The 24637-nt window shown below is 34.9% G+C and carries 39 protein-coding genes and 1 pseudogene; 36 read left to right on the top strand and 4 right to left on the bottom strand.

Annotated elements, in window-relative coordinates; all coding sequences use genetic code 11:
* Positions 1 to 16 precede the first annotated feature (16 nt).
* From rplB to rplQ, 25 genes and pseudogenes are all read left to right on the top strand, one after another.
* A complete protein-coding gene (gene rplB / locus H5J24_RS20860; RefSeq protein ID WP_047422407.1) occupies positions 17 to 838 on the top strand; it encodes a 50S ribosomal protein L2 in 822 nt (273 codons plus the stop codon).
* A 2-nt stretch (positions 839 to 840) separates the two neighbouring features.
* A complete protein-coding gene (rpsS, locus tag H5J24_RS20855; RefSeq protein ID WP_002983209.1) occupies positions 841 to 1119 on the top strand; it encodes a 30S ribosomal protein S19 in 279 nt (92 codons plus the stop codon).
* Between the two features lie 2 nt (positions 1120 to 1121).
* The gene (rplV, locus tag H5J24_RS20850; RefSeq protein WP_047096818.1) at positions 1122 to 1520 is read left to right on the top strand and encodes a 50S ribosomal protein L22; all 399 of its coding nucleotides are present in this window, start codon (positions 1122 to 1124) and stop codon (positions 1518 to 1520) included.
* Positions 1521 to 1527: 7 nt separating this feature from the next.
* Positions 1528 to 2277: a 30S ribosomal protein S3 gene (gene rpsC, locus H5J24_RS20845; RefSeq protein WP_034694675.1), complete on the top strand. Its 750-nt coding sequence runs from the start codon at positions 1528 to 1530 to the stop codon at positions 2275 to 2277.
* 98 nt (positions 2278 to 2375) lie between these two features.
* On the top strand, positions 2376 to 2801 hold the full coding sequence (gene rplP, locus H5J24_RS20840) for a 50S ribosomal protein L16 (RefSeq protein WP_002983219.1): 426 nt from the start codon (positions 2376 to 2378) through the stop codon (positions 2799 to 2801).
* 12 nt (positions 2802 to 2813) lie between these two features.
* The gene (gene rpmC, locus H5J24_RS20835; protein ID WP_027371716.1) at positions 2814 to 2999 is read left to right on the top strand and encodes a 50S ribosomal protein L29; all 186 of its coding nucleotides are present in this window, start codon (positions 2814 to 2816) and stop codon (positions 2997 to 2999) included.
* 12 nt (positions 3000 to 3011) lie between these two features.
* On the top strand, positions 3012 to 3266 hold the full coding sequence (gene rpsQ, locus H5J24_RS20830) for a 30S ribosomal protein S17 (RefSeq protein WP_027371715.1): 255 nt from the start codon (positions 3012 to 3014) through the stop codon (positions 3264 to 3266).
* A 2-nt stretch (positions 3267 to 3268) separates the two neighbouring features.
* Positions 3269 to 3637 (top strand): 50S ribosomal protein L14, encoded by a 369-nt coding sequence (rplN, locus tag H5J24_RS20825; protein ID WP_002983226.1) that lies wholly within the window; start codon positions 3269 to 3271, stop codon positions 3635 to 3637.
* Between the two features lie 21 nt (positions 3638 to 3658).
* Positions 3659 to 3985, top strand: coding sequence for a 50S ribosomal protein L24 (gene rplX / locus H5J24_RS20820; protein ID WP_047096816.1), 327 nt, complete (start codon positions 3659 to 3661; stop codon positions 3983 to 3985).
* Between the two features lie 13 nt (positions 3986 to 3998).
* A complete protein-coding gene (gene rplE, locus H5J24_RS20815) occupies positions 3999 to 4550 on the top strand; it encodes a 50S ribosomal protein L5 (protein ID WP_034694682.1) in 552 nt (183 codons plus the stop codon).
* A gap of 3 nt (positions 4551 to 4553) precedes the next feature.
* Positions 4554 to 4823, top strand: a complete 270-nt coding sequence (gene rpsN / locus H5J24_RS20810) for a 30S ribosomal protein S14 (RefSeq protein ID WP_002983233.1) — start codon at positions 4554 to 4556, stop codon at positions 4821 to 4823.
* Positions 4824 to 4969: 146 nt separating this feature from the next.
* Positions 4970 to 5368 (top strand): 30S ribosomal protein S8, encoded by a 399-nt coding sequence (gene rpsH / locus H5J24_RS20805; protein WP_034694686.1) that lies wholly within the window; start codon positions 4970 to 4972, stop codon positions 5366 to 5368.
* Positions 5369 to 5385: 17 nt separating this feature from the next.
* Positions 5386 to 5931, top strand: a complete 546-nt coding sequence (rplF, locus tag H5J24_RS20800; RefSeq protein ID WP_068940273.1) for a 50S ribosomal protein L6 — start codon at positions 5386 to 5388, stop codon at positions 5929 to 5931.
* A 15-nt stretch (positions 5932 to 5946) separates the two neighbouring features.
* The gene (gene rplR / locus H5J24_RS20795; RefSeq protein WP_034694689.1) at positions 5947 to 6300 is read left to right on the top strand and encodes a 50S ribosomal protein L18; all 354 of its coding nucleotides are present in this window, start codon (positions 5947 to 5949) and stop codon (positions 6298 to 6300) included.
* Positions 6301 to 6319: 19 nt separating this feature from the next.
* Positions 6320 to 6841, top strand: a complete 522-nt coding sequence (rpsE, locus tag H5J24_RS20790) for a 30S ribosomal protein S5 (RefSeq protein ID WP_042721505.1) — start codon at positions 6320 to 6322, stop codon at positions 6839 to 6841.
* Positions 6842 to 6852: 11 nt separating this feature from the next.
* Positions 6853 to 7029 carry a 50S ribosomal protein L30 gene (gene rpmD / locus H5J24_RS20785; RefSeq protein WP_027371710.1) on the top strand — a complete coding sequence of 59 codons (177 nt, stop codon included), beginning with the start codon at positions 6853 to 6855 and terminating at the stop codon, positions 7027 to 7029.
* Between the two features lie 21 nt (positions 7030 to 7050).
* The gene (gene rplO, locus H5J24_RS20780; RefSeq protein ID WP_047096813.1) at positions 7051 to 7500 is read left to right on the top strand and encodes a 50S ribosomal protein L15; all 450 of its coding nucleotides are present in this window, start codon (positions 7051 to 7053) and stop codon (positions 7498 to 7500) included.
* Positions 7501 to 7509: 9 nt separating this feature from the next.
* Entirely contained in the window at positions 7510 to 8889 is a 1380-nt protein-coding gene (gene secY, locus H5J24_RS20775; protein ID WP_045491124.1) for a preprotein translocase subunit SecY, read from the top strand.
* A 3-nt stretch (positions 8890 to 8892) separates the two neighbouring features.
* The gene (infA, locus tag H5J24_RS20770; protein WP_034684855.1) at positions 8893 to 9108 is read left to right on the top strand and encodes a translation initiation factor IF-1; all 216 of its coding nucleotides are present in this window, start codon (positions 8893 to 8895) and stop codon (positions 9106 to 9108) included.
* 63 nt (positions 9109 to 9171) lie between these two features.
* Positions 9172 to 9287 (top strand): annotated as a pseudogene (gene rpmJ / locus H5J24_RS20765) (50S ribosomal protein L36).
* A gap of 7 nt (positions 9288 to 9294) precedes the next feature.
* Complete coding sequence (gene rpsM / locus H5J24_RS20760; RefSeq protein ID WP_068940272.1) at positions 9295 to 9672, top strand: 30S ribosomal protein S13; 378 nt, start codon at positions 9295 to 9297, stop codon at positions 9670 to 9672.
* Positions 9673 to 9684: 12 nt separating this feature from the next.
* Positions 9685 to 10074, top strand: a complete 390-nt coding sequence (gene rpsK, locus H5J24_RS20755; RefSeq protein ID WP_034694697.1) for a 30S ribosomal protein S11 — start codon at positions 9685 to 9687, stop codon at positions 10072 to 10074.
* Between the two features lie 19 nt (positions 10075 to 10093).
* Entirely contained in the window at positions 10094 to 10702 is a 609-nt protein-coding gene (gene rpsD / locus H5J24_RS20750) for a 30S ribosomal protein S4 (RefSeq protein WP_068940270.1), read from the top strand.
* 33 nt (positions 10703 to 10735) lie between these two features.
* Entirely contained in the window at positions 10736 to 11731 is a 996-nt protein-coding gene (locus H5J24_RS20745; protein ID WP_065400328.1) for a DNA-directed RNA polymerase subunit alpha, read from the top strand.
* Positions 11732 to 11737: 6 nt separating this feature from the next.
* Positions 11738 to 12259 (top strand): 50S ribosomal protein L17, encoded by a 522-nt coding sequence (rplQ, locus tag H5J24_RS20740; RefSeq protein ID WP_068940268.1) that lies wholly within the window; start codon positions 11738 to 11740, stop codon positions 12257 to 12259.
* Between the two features lie 113 nt (positions 12260 to 12372).
* Here the strand turns inward: rplQ and H5J24_RS20735 are convergent, their stop codons facing one another.
* The gene (locus tag H5J24_RS20735; protein ID WP_068940266.1) at positions 12373 to 12807 is read right to left on the bottom strand and encodes a hypothetical protein; all 435 of its coding nucleotides are present in this window, start codon (positions 12805 to 12807) and stop codon (positions 12373 to 12375) included.
* A gap of 342 nt (positions 12808 to 13149) precedes the next feature.
* On the opposite strand from H5J24_RS20735, the gene H5J24_RS20730 reads away from it, so the two are divergent.
* The 4 genes from H5J24_RS20730 (at position 13150) to H5J24_RS20715 (ending at position 14518) form a co-directional block, all read left to right on the top strand.
* Positions 13150 to 13434, top strand: a complete 285-nt coding sequence (locus tag H5J24_RS20730; RefSeq protein WP_232815829.1) for a response regulator — start codon at positions 13150 to 13152, stop codon at positions 13432 to 13434.
* Complete coding sequence (locus H5J24_RS20725) at positions 13389 to 13781, top strand: response regulator transcription factor (RefSeq protein WP_232815828.1); 393 nt, start codon at positions 13389 to 13391, stop codon at positions 13779 to 13781. Before H5J24_RS20730 ends, H5J24_RS20725 begins: the two co-directional genes overlap by 46 nt.
* A 6-nt stretch (positions 13782 to 13787) precedes the next feature.
* Positions 13788 to 13931 carry a hypothetical protein gene (locus H5J24_RS20720; RefSeq protein ID WP_232815827.1) on the top strand — a complete coding sequence of 48 codons (144 nt, stop codon included), beginning with the start codon at positions 13788 to 13790 and terminating at the stop codon, positions 13929 to 13931.
* A gap of 275 nt (positions 13932 to 14206) precedes the next feature.
* The gene (locus H5J24_RS20715) at positions 14207 to 14518 is read left to right on the top strand and encodes a hypothetical protein (RefSeq protein WP_232815826.1); all 312 of its coding nucleotides are present in this window, start codon (positions 14207 to 14209) and stop codon (positions 14516 to 14518) included.
* A 22-nt stretch (positions 14519 to 14540) separates the two neighbouring features.
* Here H5J24_RS20715 and H5J24_RS20710 read toward each other — a convergent pair whose 3' ends face one another.
* On the bottom strand, positions 14541 to 14708 hold the full coding sequence (locus H5J24_RS20710; protein ID WP_167386954.1) for a hypothetical protein: 168 nt from the start codon (positions 14706 to 14708) through the stop codon (positions 14541 to 14543).
* 543 nt (positions 14709 to 15251) lie between these two features.
* Between H5J24_RS20710 and H5J24_RS20705 the strand changes: the two genes are divergently transcribed.
* From H5J24_RS20705 to H5J24_RS20680, 6 genes are all read left to right on the top strand, one after another.
* The gene (locus H5J24_RS20705) at positions 15252 to 15947 is read left to right on the top strand and encodes a sensor histidine kinase (protein WP_232815825.1); all 696 of its coding nucleotides are present in this window, start codon (positions 15252 to 15254) and stop codon (positions 15945 to 15947) included.
* Positions 15948 to 16074: 127 nt separating this feature from the next.
* On the top strand, positions 16075 to 16497 hold the full coding sequence (locus tag H5J24_RS20700) for a hypothetical protein (RefSeq protein WP_068940259.1): 423 nt from the start codon (positions 16075 to 16077) through the stop codon (positions 16495 to 16497).
* A 2-nt stretch (positions 16498 to 16499) separates the two neighbouring features.
* Complete coding sequence (locus H5J24_RS20695) at positions 16500 to 17810, top strand: hypothetical protein (RefSeq protein WP_068940257.1); 1311 nt, start codon at positions 16500 to 16502, stop codon at positions 17808 to 17810.
* An 18-nt stretch (positions 17811 to 17828) separates the two neighbouring features.
* On the top strand, positions 17829 to 18866 hold the full coding sequence (locus tag H5J24_RS20690) for a YEATS-associated helix-containing protein (RefSeq protein WP_167386953.1): 1038 nt from the start codon (positions 17829 to 17831) through the stop codon (positions 18864 to 18866).
* A 228-nt stretch (positions 18867 to 19094) separates the two neighbouring features.
* The gene (gene eno / locus H5J24_RS20685) at positions 19095 to 20387 is read left to right on the top strand and encodes a phosphopyruvate hydratase (RefSeq protein WP_047096803.1); all 1293 of its coding nucleotides are present in this window, start codon (positions 19095 to 19097) and stop codon (positions 20385 to 20387) included.
* Between the two features lie 84 nt (positions 20388 to 20471).
* Entirely contained in the window at positions 20472 to 21758 is a 1287-nt protein-coding gene (locus H5J24_RS20680; RefSeq protein WP_034694713.1) for a citrate synthase, read from the top strand.
* Positions 21759 to 22027: 269 nt separating this feature from the next.
* Here the strand turns inward: H5J24_RS20680 and H5J24_RS20675 are convergent, their stop codons facing one another.
* Both H5J24_RS20675 and H5J24_RS20670 read right to left on the bottom strand, forming a co-directional pair.
* On the bottom strand, positions 22028 to 22390 hold the full coding sequence (locus tag H5J24_RS20675) for a transposase (RefSeq protein WP_232815824.1): 363 nt from the start codon (positions 22388 to 22390) through the stop codon (positions 22028 to 22030).
* Positions 22381 to 23247: a transposase gene (locus tag H5J24_RS20670; protein ID WP_232815823.1), complete on the bottom strand. Its 867-nt coding sequence runs from the start codon at positions 23245 to 23247 to the stop codon at positions 22381 to 22383. The genes H5J24_RS20675 and H5J24_RS20670 overlap by 10 nt, the downstream gene beginning before the upstream one ends.
* 299 nt (positions 23248 to 23546) lie before the next feature.
* On the opposite strand from H5J24_RS20670, the gene H5J24_RS20665 reads away from it, so the two are divergent.
* Positions 23547 to 24611 carry a helix-turn-helix domain-containing protein gene (locus tag H5J24_RS20665; RefSeq protein WP_068940253.1) on the top strand — a complete coding sequence of 355 codons (1065 nt, stop codon included), beginning with the start codon at positions 23547 to 23549 and terminating at the stop codon, positions 24609 to 24611.
* Positions 24612 to 24637 lie beyond the last annotated feature (26 nt).

Raw genomic sequence — 24637 nt, 5'->3', positions numbered from 1 at the left:
ATTATAAATAATAGTAATGTCTGTTAGAAAATTAAAACCTATCACCCCGGGACAGAGATTCAGAATTGTAAACAATTTTGAGGAAATTACTACCAACAAACCAGAGAAATCTCTAACAGTTGGTATTAAAAAGTCAGGTGGACGTAACCAAACAGGTAAAATGACCATGCGTTACACCGGAGGTGGACACAAAAAGAAATACAGAATTATTGACTTCAAAAGAAACAAAGCAAACGTTGAAGCAACTGTAAAATCTGTAGAATACGATCCAAACAGAACTGCATTTATCGCATTACTTGAGTATGCTGACGGAGAGAAGAGATATATCATCGCTCCAAACGGTATCAAAGTTGATCAGAAAGTAATTTCTGGTGAAAGCGTAGAACCAAATGTAGGGAACGCAATGAAGTTGAAAAACATTCCTTTAGGTACTGTAATTTCTTGTGTTGAAATGAAGCCTGGTCAAGGTGCAATTTTAGCAAGAAGTGCTGGTTCTTCAGCTCAATTAACATCTAGAGATGGAAAATATGCAATCATCAAATTGCCTTCAGGAGAATCAAGAATGATCCTTACTGAATGTTATGCAATGATTGGATCAGTTTCTAACTCAGACCACCAATTAACTGTATCAGGTAAGGCTGGTAGAAGCAGATGGTTAGGTAGAAGACCAAGAACAAGAGCGGTTGTAATGAACCCAGTAGATCACCCAATGGGTGGTGGTGAAGGACGTTCTTCAGGAGGTCACCCAAGATCTAGAAACGGTAAACCAGCTAAAGGTTACAAAACTAGAAAGAAAAACAAAGTGTCTAACCGTTACATCGTATCTAAAAGAAAATAATTATGGCAAGATCACTTAAAAAAGGACCGTTCATTCATCATACTTTAGATAAGAAGGTTCAGGCAAATATAGAGTCTGGTAAGAAGACAGTTATCAAAACTTGGTCTAGAGCATCGATGATCTCTCCGGACTTCGTAGGACAAACTATTGCAGTACACAACGGGAAATCTTTTATCCCGGTTTATGTTACAGAAAACATGGTTGGTCACAAGTTAGGCGAATTTTCTCCAACAAGATCTTTCAGAGGTCATGGTGGTAACAAAAACAAAGGAAGCAGATAATCATGGGATCAAGAAAACAAGATAGTTCAATCGCAAGAAAAGAAGCTAACAAAGACGTTGTAAAAGCTTCATTAAATAATTGCCCGTCTTCTCCAAGAAAAATGAGATTAGTTGCTGATATCATTAGAGGAGAGCAGGTAGATAAAGCTCTTTATATCCTAAAATATTCTAAGAAGGATGCATCTAACAAGTTAGAGAAATTACTTCTTTCTGCTATGGCAAACTGGCAGACTAAAAACGAAGGTGCGGATATTGAAGAAGCTAACCTTATCGTTAAAGAAATCTTCGTGGATAGTGCAAGACAATTGAAGAGACTAAGACCAGCTCCACAAGGTAGAGGGTATAGAATCAGAAAAAGATCTAACCACGTTACATTAATCTTAGGTAATAAAGAAAATTAATCAAGGTATGGGACAGAAGACAAATCCAATTGGTAATAGATTAGGTATCATCAGAGGATGGGATTCTAACTGGTTTGGTGGAAACGATTATGGAGACAGAATCGCTGAAGACTACAAAATCAGAAGATACCTTGAGGCTAGATTATCTAAAGGTGGTATTTCAAAAATCTATATTGAAAGAACACTTAAATTAGTAACAGTTACAATCACTACTGCTAGACCGGGACTGATCATCGGTAAAGGAGGCCAGGAAGTTGATAAATTGAAAGAAGAATTGAAGAAACTTACAGGTAAGGATATTCAAATCAACATCTTCGAAATCAAAAGACCTGAATTAGATGCTGTACTAGTTGCTGATAGTATTTCTAAGCAAATTGAAAACAGAATTTCTTACAGAAGAGCTGTTAAAATGGCAATGGCAAGTACTATGAGAATGGGTGCTGAAGGTATCAAAGTTCAAATCTCTGGTAGATTGAACGGAGCTGAAATGGCAAGATCAGAATCTTTCAAAGAAGGAAGAATTCCATTGTCAACTTTCAGAGCTGATATCGATTACCACTGGGCAGAAGCTCACACTACTTACGGTAGATTAGGAGTGAAAGTTTGGATCATGAAAGGTGAAGTTTACGGTAAAAGAGAACTTTCTCCACTAGTGGGACAACAGAAAAAAGGAGGTCAGTCAGACAGAGGAAACAGAGGAGGAGACAGAGACAACAGAAGACCTAGAAAAAACAACAACAATAACAATAATAATTAAAATTTTAGATTAGAAATTTTGAATTTTAAATTACCGTTACTTTTTTAAAATTAAAAAAAATCTAAAATCTAAAATCTAAAATCTAAAATTTAGAGATTATGTTACAACCAAAAAGAACCAAATTCCGTAGAGTTCACAAGATGAAGATGAAGGGGAATGCCCAAAGAGGTAGTCAACTTGCTTACGGAACTTTTGGGATCAAAGCAACTGAGGGTGCTTGGATCACTGCAAGACAAATTGAAGCTGCTCGTATTGCTGCGACAAGATATATGAAGAGAGAAGGTCAACTATGGATCAAAATCTTCCCAGATAAGCCAATTACTAAGAAACCAGCGGAAGTACGTATGGGTAAAGGTAAAGGTGCTGTTGAATACTGGGTAGCTGTAGTAAAACCAGGTAAAATTATGTTTGAAGTAGGTGGAGTTCCTTACGAAGTTGCGAAAGAAGCTCTTAGACTTGCTGCACAAAAATTACCAGTAGTTACTAAATTCATCGTTGCTAACGATTTTGTTAAACCTTTATAATCTTTGAGTACAATGAAAAATGCTGATATTAAAAATTTAAGCGCGGGTGATATTCAAGCTCAATTAACTGAAGCAAAAGCTCAATATTCTAAATTGAAATTGGCTCATGCAATCAGCCCAATTGAAAACCCGATTCAAATCAAAGATTTGAGAAGAACAATCGCTAGACTAAATACTGAGTTAACTAACAAACAATAATTTCATTTTACAATGGATAGAAATTTAAGAAAAGAAAGAATCGGAGTGGTTTCCAGCAATAAAATGGAAAAAACTATTGTTGTTAGCGAAACTACAAGAGTAAAGCACCCGATGTACGGTAAATTCGTTTTGAAAACGAAAAAATATACTGCACACGACGAGAACAACGAATGCACAGAAGGTGATACAGTTTTGATCCAAGAAACTAGACCTTTGAGCAAGAGCAAGAGATGGAGATTAGTAAGAATCATTGAAAAAGCTAAGTAATAATGTTACAAACAGAATCAAGATTAAAAGTTGCTGATAACACAGGTGCTAAAGAAGTACTAGTTATTAGAGTTCTGGGAGGAACCAGAAGAAGATATGCTTCAGTTGGTGATAAAATCGTTGTTACGATCAAAGATTCTACACCATCAGGAAACGCAAAAAAAGGTCAGGTATCTAAAGCTGTAGTAGTAAGAACTAAAAAAGCAGTAAGAAGAAAAGATGGTTCATACATCAAATTCGACGACAATGCTTGTGTATTACTAAACGCAGCAGGAGAAATGAGAGGAACACGTGTTTTCGGACCGGTTGCTCGTGAGTTGAGAGACAAAGAATATATGAAAATCATTTCATTAGCTCCTGAAGTACTTTAATTTTTAAAATTTTTTAAAGAAATGTCAAAGTTAAAAATAAAAAGAGGAGATAACGTAATCATTACTACTGGTAAGAAAGATATCAAAGGTAAGACTGGTGAAGTTATTGAAGTGATCAAAAAAGAAGGAAGAGACCCAAGAGTAATTGTTGCAGGACTTAACATCATCAAAAAGCACGTTAAGCCTTCAGCTTCAAACCCTCAAGGAGGAATCGTTGAAAGAGAAGCTTCTATCCACATCTCAAACGTAGCTTTAGTTGGTAAAGACGGAAAAGCTATCAAAATCGGTTACAAAATCGAAGGAGATAAGAAAGTAAGAATCAACAAAAAAACGGGTGAAACTTTATAATTTTAAATAACACATGGAATATATAGCAAGACCCAAAAAAGCATATAAAGAGACAATTGTTCCTGCAATGATGGAAGAATTCGGGTACAAGTCAGTAATGCAAGTACCTAAATTAGAGAAAATCGTTGTATCACAAGGTTTAGGTGATGCTACTGCAGACAAAAAAATCATTGATTATGCTGTAGAAGAGCTTACGAATATCACAGGTCAAAAAGCTGTTGGTACAATCTCTAAGAAAGACGAAGCTGCTTTCAAATTGAGAAAAGGTATGCCTGTAGGTGCGAAAGTTACCCTAAGAGGAAACCAAATGTATGAATTCTTAGACAGACTTACTGCTTCTGCTTTGCCTCGTATCAGAGATTTCTCTGGAATCAAAGCTGATGGTTTCGATGGTAGAGGTAACTACAACTTAGGTATTACTGAGCAAATTATCTTCCCTGAAATCGTAATTGACAAAGTGAAAAAAATCCAAGGGATGGACATCACTTTCGTTACAACAGCGAAAACAGATAAAGAAGCTAAAGCATTATTAACTCACTTCGGTTTACCATTTAAAAAGAACTAAGAAATGGCTAAAGAATCAATGAAAGCGCGTGAGCGCAAAAGAGAAGCACTAGTTGCTAAATACGCTGCTAAAAGACAAGCTCTTAAAGAAGCTGGTGATTACGAAGGACTTCAAAAATTGCCTAAAAATGCTTCTCCTGTAAGATTACACAACAGATGTAAATTAACAGGTAGACCAAGAGGATACATGAGAACGTTTGGTATTTCCAGAGTAACTTTCAGAGAAATGGCTAACAACGGTCTTATCCCAGGTGTAAGAAAAGCTAGCTGGTAATAATTACTAGATAAAAAATCGGGACAATTAAGTTGTCAAGATACTAAAGAATAAATATCAGACCGAAGTTTTCTGACGTCTGATATTTTTCTCTTCAAGTCTTTTCAAAACTGATTGTTCTTTAACCAATAATTTATAAAAGAAAAATGGTAACAGATCCAATTTCAGATTTCCTAACAAGAGTAAGGAACGCACAAAGCGCAGGCCACAAAGTGGTGGAAATTCCTGCATCGAAAATCAAAAAGGAGATTACTAAGATCCTATTTGATCAAGGGTATATCTTAAACTACAAGTTTGAAGATAACGCTGTTCAAGGAGTGATCAAAATCGCTTTAAAGTACGATAAGCAAACTAACAAACCTGCTATTAAGTCTATTCAAAGAGCTTCAAGACCAGGTTTAAGACAGTACAAAGGTTCTACTGAACTTCCAAGAGTACTAAACGGTTTGGGTATTTCTATCATCTCTACTTCTAAAGGAGTAATGACTGACAAGAAAGCTAGAGAAGAGAAAGTAGGCGGTGAAGTAATCTGCTATGTTTATTAATTTTTAATCAGAGGAAAATGTCAAGAATTGGTAAAGCAATTATAACAATTCCAGCTGGAGTTACCATCACTGAAAACAACGGTGTAGTAACTGTAAAAGGAGCAAAAGGAGAACTTTCTCAGGAGCTTACAGCAGGAATTACTATAGAACAAAAAGATGGGGAACTGAACGTAAACAGACCATCTGATACTAAACAACACAAAGCGCTTCACGGTTTATACAGAGCGTTAATCAACAACATGATTGTTGGTGTTTCAAATGGTTTCGAAAAGAAACTAGAACTAGTAGGGGTAGGATATAGAGCTTCACACGCAGGTCAAAAACTTGAGTTAGCTTTAGGATTCTCTCACGGTATTGTACTAGAACTTCCAAGCGAAGTAAAAGTTGATACATTGACTGAAAAAGGTAAAAACCCAATTATTACTTTAACGTCTCACGATAACCAACTTCTAGGAATGGTTGCTGCAAAGATCAGATCTTTCAGAAAGCCTGAGCCATACAAAGGAAAAGGTGTAAGATTCGTAGGAGAAATTGTTAGACGTAAAGCTGGTAAATCTGCTTAATAAATTATAAGTATTATGGCATTAAGTAAATTAGAAAAAAGAATAAGAATCAAAAGAAGAGTAAGAGGGAAAATCTCTGGATCTTCTGAATTGCCAAGATTATCTGTATACAAAAGTAATAAGGAAATTTACGCTCAGTTAATCGACGATAAAAATGGTAAAACTTTAGCATCAGCTTCTTCAAGAGAGAAAGGTGTAGACGCTAAAGGTACTAAGACTGAAGTTTCTGCTGCTGTTGGTAAAGCTATCGCTGCTAAAGCTATCGCTGCAGGAATCGAAAGTATTGTATTTGACAGAAACGGTTTCGTATACCACGGTAGAGTAAAAGCTCTAGCTGATGGTGCGAGAGAAGGTGGACTTAAATTCTAATCATTAAATTTCGGAAAATATGTTAGGACTAGATAATATAGAAAGAGTAAAACCGGGAGGATTAGAATTAAAAGATCGTCTCGTAGCTGTTAACAGAGTAACAAAAGTAACTAAAGGAGGTAGAGCTTTCGGATTTTCTGCTATTGTTGTAGTAGGTAATGAAGAAGGTGTTATCGGTTTTGGTTTAGGAAAATCTAAAGAGGTTGCTTCTGCAATTGCTAAAGCAGTTGAAGACGCTAAGAAAAACCTTGTTAAAGTTCCAGTAATGAACCACACTATTCCTCACCAAACTACTGCTAGATACGGTGGTGCAGATATCTTCTTAAGACCTGCTTCTCACGGTACAGGACTTATTGCAGGTGGTGCGGTAAGAGCGGTATTGGAATCAGCTGGTATTCACGATATCCTTTCAAAATCTAAAGGATCTTCTAACCCTCACAACGTGGTGAAAGCTACTTTCAAAGCGTTATTAGACATCAGAAGACCTGAAGAGATTGCTAGAATGAGAGGAGTTTCTCTAAGTAAAGTGTTTAACGGTTAATAAATAAAACAATGGCAACAATTAAAGTAAAGCAAGTAAGAAGCGCTATTGGTAGAACAAAAACCCAAAAGAGAACGCTTGAAGCATTAGGATTAAAAAAACTTCACCAAGTTGTAGAGCACGAAGCTACTCCTTCTATCTTAGGAATGATCGCTGCTGTAGGCCACTTACTAGAAGTTCAAAAATAATTTTATAAAAGAGAAATTAAAATGAATTTAAATAATATACAACCTGCTGCAGGATCTACTTTCAACTCAAAAAGAATTGGTAGAGGTCAAGGTAGTGGAAAAGGAGGTACTTCAACAAAAGGACACAAAGGTCAGAAAGCTAGAGCTGGTTATTCTCAGAAAATCGGTTTCGAAGGTGGACAGATGCCTTTACAAAGAAGATTACCTAAATTCGGATTCAAAAACGTAAACAGAAAAGAGTTTAGAGGTGTGAACCTTGATACTATCCAGACTTTAATCGAGAACAAATCCATCACTGGAGAGATCACGAAAGAAGTTTTAGTAGCAAATGGTATCGTTTCTAAAAACGAATTAGTGAAAATTATGGGTAGAGGAGAATTGAAATCTGCGGTTTCAATCTCTGCTGATAAATTCACGAAATCTGCTGAAGAGCTTATTGCTAAGGCAGGTGGAAAAGCAATTACCTTATAATACTTACTAATGAAAGAATTTATACAAACACTTAAAAATATTTGGAGTCTTAAAGAATTAAGAGATAAAATTCTCTTCACTTTAGGGATTATCCTTGTGTATAGATTCGCATCTTATATCTCACTTCCGGCAATTAACCTTGCAGAGGTGGGAGATCTCTTAGAGCATTATAAAAATCAAGGCGGTAACAAGCAAGGAGCAGGTCTCCTTGGCTTGCTTTCGTCGTTTACGGGGGGAGCTTTCAGCCACGCTTCCGTAATGGCGTTGGGAATCATGCCTTATATTTCTGCTTCTATTATTGTTCAGTTGATGGGGATGGCTATTCCTTATCTTCAGAAGCTTCAGAAAGATGGAGAGTCAGGTAGAAATACATTGAACCAAATTACAAGATGGTTAACGATCGGGGTTTGTCTGGTACAGGCACCTTCTTACTTAACTTCTATTACTCAATTATTCTTACCATATGCTCAATTCCAATCTGCATATTTTGTAGAACCAAATTCAATCATGTTCTGGTTGCCAAGTATTGTAATCTTGGTAGGTGGTTCAGTGTTTGCAATGTGGTTAGGTGAAAAGATTACCGATAAGGGAATCGGAAATGGTATCTCTATCCTTATTATGGTGGGGATCCTTTCAAGATTGCCTGAGGCATTCGTACAGGAGATGGCCGTGCAGAACGGAAAAGGAGGAATGGGATCTATCATGATCCTTATCGAAGTATTATTCTGGATGTTGGTAGTTCTTTTAGCAGTGATTTTATCAGTTGCTGTTAGAAAAATTCCTATTCAGTATGTAAGCAGAGCTCAAGCAAGAGGAGGTGTAAACAAGAATCTTATGCAGGGCGCAAGACAATGGATTCCATTGAAAGTAAATGCTGCTGGTGTAATGCCAATTATCTTTGCTCAGGCATTGATGTTCGTACCAGGATTATTAACAAAATTCGATGAGTCCAACACTTTTCTTGCAGGTTTCAAGAATGTTTTTAGCTGGCAGTACAATGTATTGTTTGCGCTATTAATTATTATCTTCTCGTTTTTCTATACTGCAATTACAATTCCGGTAAACCAAATGGCTGATGATCTAAAGAGAAATGGAGGTTTAGTACCGAAAGTAAGACCCGGAAAAGAGACAGCAGATTACTTAGATGATATTTTATCAAAAATTACCTTGCCAGGTGCGATTTTTTTATCTATCTTTGCAGTTCTTCCAGCAATTGTGCATGGAAGCTTTGTTCAGACAGATGCGTTTGCCCTATTTTTCGGGGGAACGTCACTATTAATTATGGTAGGTGTAATTTTAGATACAGTTCAACAGATTAATACATATCTGCTGAATCATCATTATGATGGCTTAATGCAGTCTAAACTGTCTAGAACGACTGGATATTAATTTATGGCAAAACAAAAACATATTGAACAAGACGGCGTTATAACGGAAGCACTTTCGAACGCTCAGTTCCGCGTAGAACTTGAAAATGGGCATATTCTTATTGCTCATATTTCTGGTAAAATGCGAATGCACTATATTAAACTTTTACCTGGTGATAAGGTGAAACTAGAAATGTCTCCCTATGATTTAACGAAAGGGAGAATCACATTTAGATATTAAAAACATTTAGCCAAATGGAATTCTCATTCCATTTGGCATTTGTAAAAAATAAATACTATCAAAATGAAAGTAAGAGCATCAATTAAAAAAGAAGCGCTGATTGCAAAATCGTACGCAGAAAAGGTGTACTGTTCGTAATCAACAAGAAGAACCCAAAATTTAAACAAAGACAAGGTTAATTAAATTATGGCGAGAATTGCAGGTATTGATTTACCAAAAAACAAAAGAGGAGTTATCGGTTTAACTTACATCTACGGAGTTGGAAGAAGTACTTCTTCTGAAATCCTTAAAGCTGCCGGTATCAGCGAAGACAAAAAAGTCAACGAATGGAATGACGATGAATTGGCTGCCATCAGAACTTATATCTTAGACAACGTAAAAGTTGAAGGAGAATTAAGATCTGAAGTGCAATTGAACATCAAGAGATTGATGGACATAGGATGCCAACGAGGAATACGTCACAGACTTGGATTACCTTTAAGAGGCCAGAGAACGAAAAACAACTCTAGAACCCGAAAAGGAAAGAGAAAAACTGTTGCTAACAAGAAAAAAGCTAGTAAATAATCGTTAGGAATTATGGCAAAACAAACTAAAGTAGTTAAGAAAAGAAAAGTAAAAGTTGAAGCTATTGGTGAAGCACATATTCAAGCTTCTTTCAATAACATCATCATTTCTTTAACAAATAAAAACGGAGAGGTTATCTCTTGGGCTTCTGCCGGTAAAATGGGTTTCAGAGGTTCTAAAAAGAATACTCCATTTGCTGCTCAGATGGCAGCTGAAAATTGCTCTGCTGTAGCTCACGAAGCTGGTTTAAGAAGAGTAAAGGTGTTTGTGAAAGGTCCAGGTGCAGGTAGAGAATCTGCTATCAGATCTATCCACAATTCAGGAATTGAAGTTTCAGAAATCGTTGACGTGACGCCTATGCCACACAACGGATGTAGACCACCAAAAAGAAGAAGAGTTTAATTTTTAGAATTTACCCATTATGGCAAGATATATTGGACCTAAAACTAAGATTGCTAGAAAGTTTGGTGCTGCAATCTACGGAGATGATAAGAACTTCGAAAAAAGAAAAAACCAACCGCCAGGACAACACGGTCCTAACAAAAGAAGAGGTGCTAAGAAATCAGAATACGCAGTTCAGTTAGCTGAAAAACAAAAAGCTAAATATACTTACGGTATCTTAGAAAGACAGTTTGCTAACTTATTTGAAAAAGCACACAGAAGCAAAGGAGTAACAGGTGAAGTTCTATTACAACTTTGTGAATCAAGATTGGATAACGTTGTTTTCAGATTAGGTTTTGCTAAAACTAGATCTGGAGCAAGACAATTAGTTTCTCACAGACACATCACTGTGAACGGAGAAATTCTTAATATTCCTTCTTACTTGGTAAAAGCTGGTGATGTAATCGCTGTAAGAGAAAAGTCTAAGTCTCTTGAAGTTGTTACCAATGCATTGGCTTCTAAGTCAAACTATGAGTGGTTACAATTCAACGATGAGAAGAAAGAAGGTACCTTCATTTCTGCTCCTGAAAGAATCCAAATTCCGGAGGACATTAAGGAGAACCTTATCGTCGAACTTTACTCTAAATAATTTTTTAATCAAATTTTTGCTCAACCCAATAATATGGCAATTTTACAATTCATAAAACCCGATAAAGTAATTTTACTTAACTCTGATGAATTTAAAGGTCAATTTGAATTCAGACCTTTAGAACCAGGTTTCGGGCTTACAATCGGTAATGCTTTGAGAAGAGTGTTGCTTTCTTCTCTGGAAGGATATGCTATTTCATCTATCAAAATAGAAGGTGTAGAGCACGAATTTTCAACTATTCCAGGAGTAATCGAAGACGTTACCGAAATTATTCTTAACCTAAAGCAGGTTAGATTAAAAGCTGCAGCAGAAGGCCAGGCTAACGAGCAGGTTGTTGCTAAAGTTTCAGGTCAAACGATTATTACTGCTGGTGATTTAGGAAAATCGATCAACGGATTCGAGGTTTTAAACCCGGATTTAGTGATTTGTAACCTAAATACTGATGTAACTTTCGAAATTACTTTCAATATTGAAAAAGGAAGAGGATATGTTCCTTCTGAACAAAATAAGTCAAACAATGCACCTGTAGGTACTATTGCAATTGACTCTATTTTCACGCCGATCAAGAAAGTACAGTATAGCATTGAAAATTATCGTGTAGAGCAAAAAACAGACTACGAAAAACTTGTATTAGATATAGAAACTGATGGGTCTATCAGCCCTCAGAATGCTTTAACAGAAGCTTCTAAGATATTAATTTATCATTTCATGCTATTCTCTGATGAGAGAATCACGCTTGAAACTGAAGCTGTAAAAGCATCTATCCAATATGACGAAGAGACGCTTCATACAAGACAACTACTTAAGTCTAAATTAGCAGATATGGATCTTTCTGTAAGAGCCCTTAACTGTCTGAAAGCAGCTGAAGTAGAAACTCTTGGAGAACTTGTTTCTTACAGTAAGTCTGATTTGATGAAATTCAGAAATTTTGGTAAAAAATCTTTGACAGAACTAGAAGAATTAGTGCATTCAAAAGGTCTTAACTTCGGTTTCGACGTTGCAAAATATAAGTTAGACGCTGATAAATAATTAATAATGAGACACGGTAAAAAATTCAATCACTTAGGAAGAACAGCTTCTCACAGAAGCGCTTTACTTTCTAATATGGCTTGTTCTCTAATTGAGCATAAAAGAATCAACACTACTGTAGCTAAAGCTAAAGCTTTAAGAGTATATGTTGAGCCTCTATTAACAAAAGCAAAAGAAGATACTACACATAACAGAAGAGTAGTATTCTCTTACCTTCAAAATAAATTTGCGGTTGCTGAATTATTCAGAACTGTAGCTCCTAAAATCGCTGAAAGAAACGGTGGTTATACAAGAATCATTAAGACAGGTTTCAGACCAGGTGATGCTGCTGATATGGCTCTTATCGAATTGGTAGATTTCAACGAGCTTTACAACCCGAATGCTGAGGAGAAAAAAGCTACAAGAAGAAGCAGAAGATCAACTGCTGCACCTAAAAAAGCTGAAGCTGTAGTAGCTGATGCTCCTGCAGTAGAAGAGAAAGTAGAAGAAGCTAAAGCTGACACTACTGAAGAAAAAACTGAAGAATAATATTCATTCAGATATAAATGAAAGCCATCCGGATACGGGTGGCTTTTTTTATTACTTAAAAGTGGAGATTAGGTGAAATGAAAAACCCTCATTCAAGATGAGGGTTTTATGTTTTAGATTTTAGTTCTTTTGAGCGGAATGATATTATTTCCTTGTTCCAGGTGAAGGCTGTCACCTTTTACTTTTGCAGTCATATCATCTTTTTTATAGACAGTTTCATCTCCTTTGGTCTCTGCCTTAGTAAGAACAAATGTTTTTTTATTGCTGGTAATGGTTAGAGTATTTTCTTTCGGATCGTTTTTGAATACTACTTTTACCAATGTTCCATCCATTGCTTTATAGACGAAATCTGTTTTTTCAGTTTTCTGCCCATTAACGTCAACCGTTGATGAACTCTGGCTTACAGAATCAATCTTTCCGTTGTGATCAGTAACTACTGTTTCTGTGCTGTCTGTTTTAATGACACTTTTGTTTCCGCTTTCACTTTTTTTGCAGCTGATTACCGTTAATGTAAGGACAGCACCAAGTGCTAAAAGACTTTTTTTCATGATTATATTATTTGATATTCAATATGATTTTTTACTTTTTAATTTTACAAAAATCATGCCTTGCAATATGATGAATTTTTGTTGCTTTTTACAAAATTAAAGCCCATTTCTCATTTAATAATACAGAAATTATTTCCGGTTATTAGTAAAGGAATCATTACCAATGTACTGCCTGCTTAGATTTGTTAAAATTTATTAAAAAAATAAGGTTTTGAAGTAGAAAAATAATTAATTTTAATAGGACTAAAAAACTAACTTCTAAATTCAAACTTTTAATATTACACAAAGGTGTAATTGATTCTCATTTGTTTTCTGTTGAAATTTGTTTCAAATAAAAAAGACATGAGCATTTCCATCGCCATAGTAGAAGACGAAAAGAACTACAACAATGCGTTGAAGAAGGTGATCAATTATCAGCAGGATATGAAAGTTGTTGCCCAGTTCTTTGATGGTAATGATGCCTTAAAAAACCTTCCAGATATTTCTCCCAATGTTGTCATGATGGATATTCAGCTCCAGAATATGCTTGGCATTGAAATCATTGAAAAACTCAAAAAGATATGCCCGAAACCCAGTTCATCATGTGTACCAGTTTTGAAGATGATGAGAAGATCTTTAATTCTTTAAAAGCCGGTGCAATGGGATATCTTGTGAAAGGAGAAAGCATGGATAAAATACTTTCTTCTATCAGGGATGTGTATAACGGTGGTGCTCCTATGAGTTTTTCTATTGCCCGAAAAGTCTTGCAGCATTTTGAAAAAAAACTTCCTGAGATTAAAGGTTTCGATGAACTTACAGACCGGGAAAAGGAAATTCTTGAGCTTCTTTCACAGGGACTTCTATACAAAGAAATTGCTGATAAAAGCTGCATCAGTATGGATACTGTGAAAAAACATGTCGGAAATATTTATCGAAAACTCCACGTCAATAATAAAGTGGAGGCTATTAATAAATTTAACCATTTTAAAAACTAAGAAATCATGGGAAAACAAGCATCCGCAACAACTTTGGCTTGCGAAGAAACTAAAAAGAGGCTAATTGCAAAAATTGAAAGTATGGATTGTAATGATCTGTTAATTTTTGAAAAAGAAAAAAAATTTTTATCAATGAAGTTTTCATCTTAGATCCTTTAGGTGATCATCCAATATCACCTGAGAGTAAAAATGGACAGGTTACTGCCGCCGGAGAAATATTCAGTCTTTTTCCTGAAAAGTTTATCATTAAAAAAATCGGGAGTATCATTGACCAATATCGTAAGAGTATAAAATATTTATATGTTTATTTTCTCTTTGAAAATGGGGATGTTAATATCGCTTTTCTTTTTAAGAATGATTTTTATACAGGAAACTTATTTAGTATTTCCGAGGGAGAAGCTTTATATGTTCTCAGAAATAATGAATTGACCTTACAATCAGAAGCTGAATATCCTAAAATTAGAAATGCCGTTATAGATTTTGAATCCTTCTTTCAACAAGAATATGGGACGAGTAAACTCACCAAATACATCATTTATACTATGGACTTAATCAATAGAAACTTTAATAGCTTTGAAGATATAACGGAAATTTTGGTTGGTGCTCTACCATATGGTAAAAATATTAATAGACCCAATTTGATACTCAAAATTCAGGAAAAATGTGTTGATATAGTTGTGTTTGATCCTTCAGAAAATGGATATTACTTTTTTAATATGGGACATCTTTATCCATAAGCATGGAAACCTTAGCAATTATTTACCAGATAGAAATAATAGTACTATTTTTATACAGCTTATTTTTGGGTGGCATCTCTAAGAATGCCATCCAAAAATCTATTTTTATATACCTGTTGGTGACCAATACCATTGAATTAGTATCTTTAATGGGAAGTTCATATCTGGACTTATCAACTAATGGGGTCATTTATAATTGTTATTCCCTGTTTTGTCTTTGTTTTTTCTACTTTTTTTATCGCGGGTCTTTTGTCCAAAAAAGTAAATATATCTTTCTGGGAGCCTTTTGTCTGGCACTGGGATATATCATCATATTTACAAATCTTTTGGAACTTAAATATGACTATAAAATAGGAATTGTACTTTCTTTATTTTATATATGTACAGCTTTGTTCTGGATGGGTAATAGAATTGTAAATGTTGACAACAGAAAAATAACAGAACATCCTAAGTTTTGGATATCAGTAGGGCTGATAGTATGGAGCTCTTTTTTATCCTGAGATCAATTCCTATGTATCTTTTTGAAACCATTGATGAAGAATTTCAAAAAATGCTTCGTGCCCTGTTTTATATCGTAAATATTGTATTTTACATTTTATTTTTTGTAGCGCTTTTGAAATCAAAAAAAACATTTGATGAAAATGAAAAATCTACCCTATGAAGTTAAACTAACTTATACCATCTTTTTTGTATTCTGATCTTAATCATTCTGTTCGTTATTTTTGTAGTAATAGTGTATAATCGTAAACAGCTTCTATATTTAAAAGAGCAACAACTCAAAGAAGCGGAATACCAGAACCAGCTTCTCCAGAAAGAACTAGAACAACAAAAGTCTATTGAGAAGGAAAGAGAGCGGATCTCCCATGATATGCACGATGATCTTGGTGCAGGGATTTCTGCATTAAAACTTCAGGCTGAGTTTTTAAAATATAAAATTGAAGACAGTGGACTTCAGAATGACATAGATGAATTGCTGAAAACCTCTGAAGAAATGAATATCTCTATGCGGGAAATGCTTTGGAGCTTAAATTCAGGAAATGATACACTAGGAAGCTTTGTTGATTATGCGATATTATATACTGGAAATTTTTTAAAGAAAACAAAAGTAAAACTTCATTCAGAATGTGAAGATATTATTTCTGATACTCCTATTTCTACAGAGCTGAGACGTAATCTGTTTTTATGCTTAAAAGAAGCAGTTAATAACGTGTATAAACATAGCCAGGCAGATAATTTAAAACTTTCATTTTCTCAAAATCAGAATGATTTTTTTATGAAAATTCAGGATAATGGAATCGGTATTCCGGATGGACAATCCGAAGGAAACGGACTCCGGAATATGAAACGAAGGATGAATGAAGCAGAAGGAGCGTGTAAGATCCTATACAAAAGCTCAGGAACTTGCCTGACTTTTGAAGTAAGACTTTAATGATTATCTAAATTTTATGAGCAGCACCATTAGAAATGGTGCTGCCTTTTATAATCACCCTTTTGTGTAATTGACAAGTGTTTCTTTTAGTGGGACCTTTGAAGTATAAACTTTAAAAATTACAGCCATGAATAGAATTAAAAATATTTCAGCAAAGTTAGGAACCAAAAACTTTGTGAATATACGCTTAAACACATTTAAAGCAAGTGATATCCCAGGAAATGTTTTGGATACAAAATATGTCTGTGCGGATAATAATAATGATGTAACGGTTTCTGTTACCGTTATGGGTAATGTTATATCTGGTGATACATTTGCTGAGATCAATGGTACTACAATAAATTTAGATCAAACCAATGTTATTGGTAATAACCCAAGTATTAAAGGGAGAAAACTTATAATTACAAAATCGGTTAGCGGAAGTGCAGATGAACCTTGCGTAGTAACAGTCTATATAAAGGGAGGATATAAAAATATTCCTTTTCATTTAACTACTAAAATTGGTAGTTCGGGAACGTTAGATTTTTTAGGAACAATAGAATTTATATAACCATGTACTCAAATAGAACATCTTTTTTGATATTGTGTTGTGTTCATTTTTTTATTTTTTCATACTCACAAAATTCATTAGAAAATAAAAAAGAAGATCCAGCACTTAGTGTTGATACTGATATTTTAAAAGCACCAGCATCACCAGCATCGAACCTTATAAGTATTGCTAATAGTGATATTAATAAGCCAACAGACTTGTCTAGTTTAATGATTAATGTTATGAACCTGCCGTTAAATTTTGCTAATGAGGGTGGATATGCTATAGACATTGCCCCCTATTGGCTATTTCCAAGCAAAAAAAGAGATAAATCAGTTAATCAAATGTTGAATGATAATATAAAATATACACTTCCACAAACACTGGTATTTTCATTCGCTGTAAGAAATACTGATTCAAAAGAAGAAAAGATACCAGCAAATTCCTTTTTTACCGCAGTAGGATTTAAATTCTCGATAAACAGGGGAAAACCAGATAGTACTACAATAGCTAAATTTGATGCCATTAAAAAGCTATTAAATGACCGTAAGAAACCATTAGATGAGATCAGACGTGAAGTTGAGAATAGTGAAGAATACAAAAAGTTATCTAATCAACGAAATCAGGTATTTTCAGAAATAGCTAAGGATAAATATCCTAATAAAAAAGAGCCTGAACTTACAGCTGAAGAAAAGTATAGCATCTTAAATGCTCCAATGTATCTGTTGGCAGAAAACCAATTAACCATTTGGAAGACTCAAAAGATAAACATTTTGGTTTATGAAAATAATGAAACTCTTAAAGCTAATGCAGAAAAAATAAAAAATGTAGCTTTTAAGATCAATAGGATTGGTTTCCTATGGGATTTTGCAGGAGGTACAAGCATTCAGTTTAAAGACAAACAATTTAATAACTCAAGAATATACAATGCAGGTTTGTGGACTGTTCTAGGATATGCATCCCAAAAATTGGGAACTCCGCTTCTTCTTTTGCGCTATATGTATAACCCTAAAAGTGATTGGATGACGGTTGAAGATTTCAAACCCCAAGGCAATTTCTCAACATTTGATGCAGGGATAAAATATGAATTCTCTCCAAAAGACTCAAAGTTCACAGCAAGCTTGGAAGGGCTATATAGAAGTTTTATCTCAGGATCAGATTTAAAGCCTACCTGGAAATGTGTTTTGAATTTAGATTATGCTCTATTTCCTAACCAACACCTCACATTGTCATTAGGGAAAGACTTTGATAACAGCTTTATGAAAAGTGGCAATGTTATAGCGGGATTATCCTTTTTGAGTGGAATTGGATCAAGGAGGACTGTTCGAAAGTAAATATAAAAACTAATAACCATGTATTTAATAGATATTTTAAAGATCATGTTCGTTACGGGCATTTTAGGAGGGATTGTTAATTATTATTCCGATACCAATAAAGTAACCGAAACCCAAGTGAAAAAAAGGCCTGTTCTGGAATGTTTATTATTGGGTATTGCTGCAACCCTTATTGTTCCTTTATTTTTAAAAATTGCAGATAGTAAACTCATTGAAAACATTCAGATTCCTGCTGAAAATTTAATTAAAAAAAATAAAGCGGAAATTCACTTGTATAATGTATATAATAAAATAGATAGCACCGGAAAGACAATAAAAGTAGATACTATAAAAAATAGCAGTCCAATTGCTAACCAAAAGGGATCTGTAAAGCAGAATGAGAAACTGTATACAGAAACTGCAGCAAGAGATTATCTTTTATGGATTGCCTATTGTATGCTGGCAGCAGCAGCAGGAATGAGATTTATAGACCTGCTAATTAATAAATTTTTGACACAGGAATATATCAACAAAGTAGAAGAAGCCAAAAATGTTGCAGTGCATGAGAAAGAAAATCTGGAAGGTGAAATCGCAAAAAAAGATGAAAAGAAAATTCAACACATTATAGCGAATGAGAGATTAGAGTTTGAAACCGTATCAGAAGGGTCTAAAACCGATGGAAAGATAATGTCAGACATCATTCTACCAAAGCTTCCTCCTATAACTAATCCCGATGATCCTCAAAAAGGGAGATTTGGTGGGAGAAATCATATGAATGGGCGTACTCTTTCTGTTAGCTATCGGGACTCCAATATCCCAGGGTTTCTTGACTTGATTATTCGGGTTACTGCGGACCATCAGGAAAATAAACTGAAAGGATATCTATATCTTTTTCTGCATGATTCATTTCCTAAATCTTTAATTAAAATTGAAGCTGAAGGGAAAACAGAAGTTTCTTATGATGTAGTTTCGTATGGAGCCTTTACAATAGGGGCAATTGTAGATAACGGAACTACCTATCTGGAATGTGATATCACAGAATTAAAACATTTTCCGGACGATTTTAGAAACAGATAGTTTATTTAAAAGGTAAAACACAAATAGCTCTCCAGTATGATAAGATCTGGGGAGTTTTTTAGTGTAAATCGTACTCATTCATTTTCTGATGTAAGGCAAAGAATTTTCCCCGGTTATCATAATATAAATTAACTAAAATTTAACTCCGAATTATTTCAAAAAGATTCCCCGAAGTACCCCCAAAAGTTAAATTTTGATTAAATTTGTCTAAACTAAAAAAAATAAAAAATGAGTGCAATTTCTTACATAGAAGCAAGACAAATTTTAGATTCCAGAGGTAATCCTACCATTGAAGTGGATGTATTTACAGAAAACGGTGCTATGGGTCGTGCAGCTGTTCCTTCAGGAGCATCTACAGGAGAACATGAGGCTGTAGAATTACGTGACGGAGGTTCAGAATACCAGGGAAAGGGAGTTTTGAAAGCTGTTGAAAATGTAAAAGAAGTAATTGCAGAGAATTTAGTTGGTCAGCCGGTTTTTGAACAAAACTATATCGATCAGATTATGCGTGACCTTGACGGAACGCCTAACAAAGGAAATCTTGGTGCTAATGCAATTCTAGGAGTTTCTTTAGCTGTAGCAAGAGCTGCTGCTGCTGAGCTTGGAATGCCTTTATACAAATATGTAGGTGGGGTAAACGCAAATACACTTCCTGTTCCAATGATGAATGTAATTAACGGTGGATCTCACTCTGATGCACCTATCGCATTCCAGGAATTTATGATTATGCCAGTAAAAGCTGATTCTTTCTCTCACGCATTGAGAAAAGGAACAGAAATTTTCCACAACCTGAAATCTATCCTTAAAGGAAGAGGTCTTTCTACAGCAGTAGGAGACGAAGGAGGTTTTGCTCCAACGTTCAACGGAACTGAAGATGCTTTGGATACTTTACTTCAGGCAATCGAAAAAGCAGGTTATAAGCCTGGTGACGACATTATGTTGGCATTAGACTGTGCTGCTTCAGAATTCTATAAAGACGGAACTTACGATTACAGAAAATTCGAAGGAGATAAAGGAGCTCATAGATCAAGAGAAGAACAGGTTTCTTACCTTGCAGAATTAGCAGCTAAATATCCAATCATCTCTATCGAAGACGGTATGCAGGAAGATGACTGGGAAGGATGGAAAATGTTAACTGATAAAATCGGTGACAGAGTACAGTTAGTAGGAGATGATTTATTTGTAACCAACGTTGACAGATTATCAAGAGGAGTAAAAGAAGGAATTGCAAACTCAATCCTTGTAAAAGTAAACCAGATTGGTTCTCTTTCTGAAACAATGGCAGCAGTACAGATGGCTCAGAACAACAAATTCACATCAGTAATGTCTCACAGATCAGGAGAAACTGAAGATTCTACCATTGCTGATTTAGCAGTTGCCATGAACTGTGGTCAAATCAAAACAGGTTCAGCTTCAAGATCAGACAGAATGGCAAAATACAACCAATTGTTGAGAATTGAAGAAGCTCTTGGTGAAACTGCAATTTTCCCAGGATTAGAAGCATTCAAAATAAAAAGATAATTGAATTTATAAATAACGGCAAGCGATAATTTTTGTTTGCCGTATTTTATGGAAAGTGGTATATTTAAAAAAAATAAATAAATAATGTCAGACAACAAAGTAATATTGAATTACGACGGTAATTCATATGAATATCCAATCGTGGATAGTACTATCGGAGACAGAGGGATTGATATTTCGAAATTAAGAGACCAGACAGGTTTGATCACTCTGGATTTAGGTTACAAAAATACTGGAGCTACTATTAGCGACATCACTTACTTAGACGGAGATAAAGGAGAATTATTCTACAGAGGTTATCCAATCGAGCAAATTGCTGAGAAATCTAACTTCACAGAAGTAATGTATCTTTTATTACATGGAGAATTACCTACTCAGGATCAATTTACTTCTTTCGACAACAACATTAAAAAATATAACTTCATCGCAGATGAGATGAAAAAGATCATCGATGTTTTTCCTCGTTCTGCTCACCCTATGGGAGTTCTTTCTTCTATGACTTCTGCTTTAACAGCGTTCAACCCGAAGGCAGTTAACGTAAACTCTAAAGAAGAAATGGATCACGCTGCTGAGCTTATGATCGCTAAGTTCTCTCACCTTTGTGCTTGGACGTACAGAAAAACTCAAGGTTTACCATTAAATCACGGTGATAACAACCTAAACTATGTAGAGAACTTCTACAAAATGGCATTCAGATTACCAAACGCAGATTTCGAAATCGATCCGGTAGTAGTAAATGCATTAGATAAATTATTAATCCTTCACGCTGACCACGAGCAAAACTGTTCTACTTCTACAGTAAGAATGGTAGGTTCTGCTCACACAGGTCTTTTCGCTTCTATCTCTGCTGGAGTATCAGCTCTTTGGGGACCACTTCACGGTGGTGCTAACCAGGCTGTAATCGAAATGCTTGAGCTTATCGAAAAAGATGGTGGTGACGTATCTAAATATGTTGCTAAAGCTAAAGATAAAGGAGATAGCTTCCGTCTAATGGGATTCGGACACAGAGTTTACAAAAACTTCGACCCAAGAGCAAAAATCATCAAGAAAGCTGCTGACGATATCCTTAAAGCATTAGGTATCCAGGATAAAGCTCTTGATATTGCAATGCAGTTAGAAAGAGTAGCACTTGAGGATGAGTACTTCGTAGAAAGAAAACTATATCCAAACGTAGATTTCTATTCAGGAATCATCTACAGAGCGTTAGGAATTCCTACAGAAATGTTTACAGTAATGTTTGCATTAGGAAGACTACCAGGATGGATCTCTCAATGGAAAGAAATGAGATTGAAAGGAGACCCAATCGGAAGACCAAGACAGGTTTACCAAGGTGCTCAGGAAAGAAACTATATCGATATCGCAAGCAGATAATATTTGCTTATACCATATCAAAATCCCAAGGCTTGCTTTGGGATTTTTTGTTTTTTGTGATGAGGAGCTATTTCCCGCTATCCACTTTTACTCCTCGCGCCTATGCTTCTCCAGCCACTCTGCGGGGTAACCGTTTCTATCGGGGCTAGGGATATCGGGTATTATAATTACCCGAACAACGTTATCCACAATATTTCCACAACGCTTATTATTCAATAGAAACGGGCATTAGCCTAGTGGTGGTCGGAAGAATATCCGACCATTTTATTTTAAGTTTTAAAAACTTTATCAGGATTTCCCCCTGCCCCTATTATTAATATAGATATGGCAAGGTTCCTTATCTCCATAGCAAATCTTCTTTTGGCTGTTTTATATCCTATATTATTTGCTTTTTTATAGATGAGAATGAGCATAGCTGTAATAAGAGTCATGTAAATCATTACTTCTATACCATTTTTATTGAGTGAAAGAAGATGACTAGCATGAAGTTCCTGTTTTAGAAATCTAAAAAACACTTCAATGTCCCATCTTTTCCGATAATAATCCGCAATATCTTTTGCAGAGATTTGAAAGTCATTGGTTAGAAACCAAAATTCTTTTTCAGGTTGCTGTTTGCTGCTTACTACAACCAATCTGAAATGTGTTTCAATTTGCTCCTCCTTATTATAAGTTTTCCCTTTTGAGTTGGGACAGGTTTTGACGAATATAACTTTACTAAACTATCTTTTATGAGTACAATTTCTCCTAAGTCGATATTCTGATCTTTTTCAATAAAAGACTTTATTTCTTCATGTTTTCTATTTTCTTTAGATCTTATAACAAAAAACACCCCTTTATCATCAAATTCTTTCATTCTTTGGGCAGAACCCAATCCTTTATCTATAATATAAATATTGGCATGTTCTTTTTCTCTTTTCACATGTTGCAATACAGCTTCAGAAAGAGCATTATCTTCTGCACAGTATTTAGGAGTATTGTAAATTTCAACTCCGCAAGGAAGCAGCCCATCAAATAAGACACTATACTTAATAAATTTCTTACCTCCGTTTTGAGCAATGCCTTCCTTTAATTTTCCAGCTGCTTCACCAATAACAGTGCTATCTGTTCTGATTAGATCATATTTTTCTCTTTCTGCCGGGTTATAGGAATCACAGAACATATTATAGATACAATCGTAGATTTCTTTAAAGTATCTTGAATCGATTTTTGAAAGCCTCTCAGAAATAGAACTGCGTCTTACAGTTTCAGTTTCATCAAGATTGAATAAAGCCTTAAATACAGGATCTTTAAATGTGTCTTCCAGTGTTCGCTGGCTTAATTTTTCATTGCTGGTAATGGCAAATAACAGAAGATAAAACATCTTTCTGCCTTGAAGTACTTTAGAATAATGATCTACTTTGGTATTGGCTGAAAGATGAGATAAGAGGGCTTCAGGAATAAAGCTTAACAACTGGGAAACTGAAATTTTGTGCTCGCTAAAAATGGACATATTAATAAGTATACTTATCAAAGATAAAACTTAAGTAACCCAAAATGAAAATCGGAAGAAAAAATCTTCCGACCATCACTAGGCTTTAGCCCGTTTAGAAATAAAAGAAATCCATTGGCTTTAGCCAAAACCTAAAAAAACATTCCAGCTGTCTGAAATTCAATTCAATAATTTATTAAATTTACTCTTGTAAAAAGATAAGTTTCGGCTAAAGCCAAATGAATGATATTTATCGATTAAACGGACTTTAGTCCGTTTCTATTGATAGAACAATTGATATTAGAAAAAATAAATAAGCCATGACCTTCGGAGAACAGATGCTATTTTTCTTCAGTACAGTAGGAGCCTTTAATGGGTTGTTGCTAGGTATTTATTTGCTGTTTTTTAAAAAACTGAAATATCTGCCCAACTTTTTCCTCGGACTTCTTCTACTTATGCTAAGTACAAGAGTAGGGATCTCGGTATGTATTTACTTTTATCCGGAATTGCCAAGGATCATTCCACATTTGGGATTGTCTGCATTGTTTTTTGCAGGTCCCGCTTTATATTATTACATTAAATCTTCATTTCAGCAGGAAAATTTTGATTTTAAAAATTGCCGTAAATTATTTGGAATCCTTACATTGATATTAGGGGGTGTTGGCCTATTGTACCTATTCTTTCCGTTGACCTGGGATCATTATTTTGGAACCTTTATTTATGCTATCTGGTCTATATTTGTATTTCTTACCATATACCAGTTTTATTTATATACAAAACATCGTATCAGGAGTCCTAACAAATTTGTTCTTCCGGTTCTCATCAGTAATGTAATTATCTTTTTAACCTATCAATTGGTTTCTACAGGTTGGTTACCGATCTATTGTGCAGGAGGAAGTTTGGTTTTTTCATTCGTTCTGTATGCTAACTTTTTAATTGTATTCAATAAAAAAGATCAGCAGGTCCCGGTAAAAGGTCCGAACAACAGATATTCCAATAAAAAGATTTCCGAAGAGCGAGCAGATAATTTTGTTTCCAGATTAGAAAAACTGATGAATGCGGAAGAGCTTTATAAAAATCCGAATCTTAAATTAAGTGATCTAGCTTCCAGCATGAATATTTCAACCCATCAGCTTTCTCAGCTGCTGAATGATAACTTAGGTAAAAGTTTTTCCACATATATCAATGAATACAGAATTGGTGAAGCCTGTGGAAAAATAGAAAATGGCACTTATTTAAAAATTGAAGAGATCGGTTATGAGGTAGGATTTAACTCAAAATCAACTTTCTTTTCAACATTCAAGAAAATAAAGAATACAACACCCCTTTTATATAAGCAGTCGCAAACCGTTACTGATACTGGGTTTCAAAGTTCAAATTTATAATTTCGTACTGCGGAATTTTAATTTCA

This window comes from Chryseobacterium capnotolerans, assembly GCF_021278965.1.
Lineage (GTDB): Bacteria > Bacteroidota > Bacteroidia > Flavobacteriales > Weeksellaceae > Chryseobacterium > Chryseobacterium capnotolerans.
Note: the sequence above shows the minus strand (reverse complement) of the source record. Positions and strands in the feature narration are given on the sequence as shown.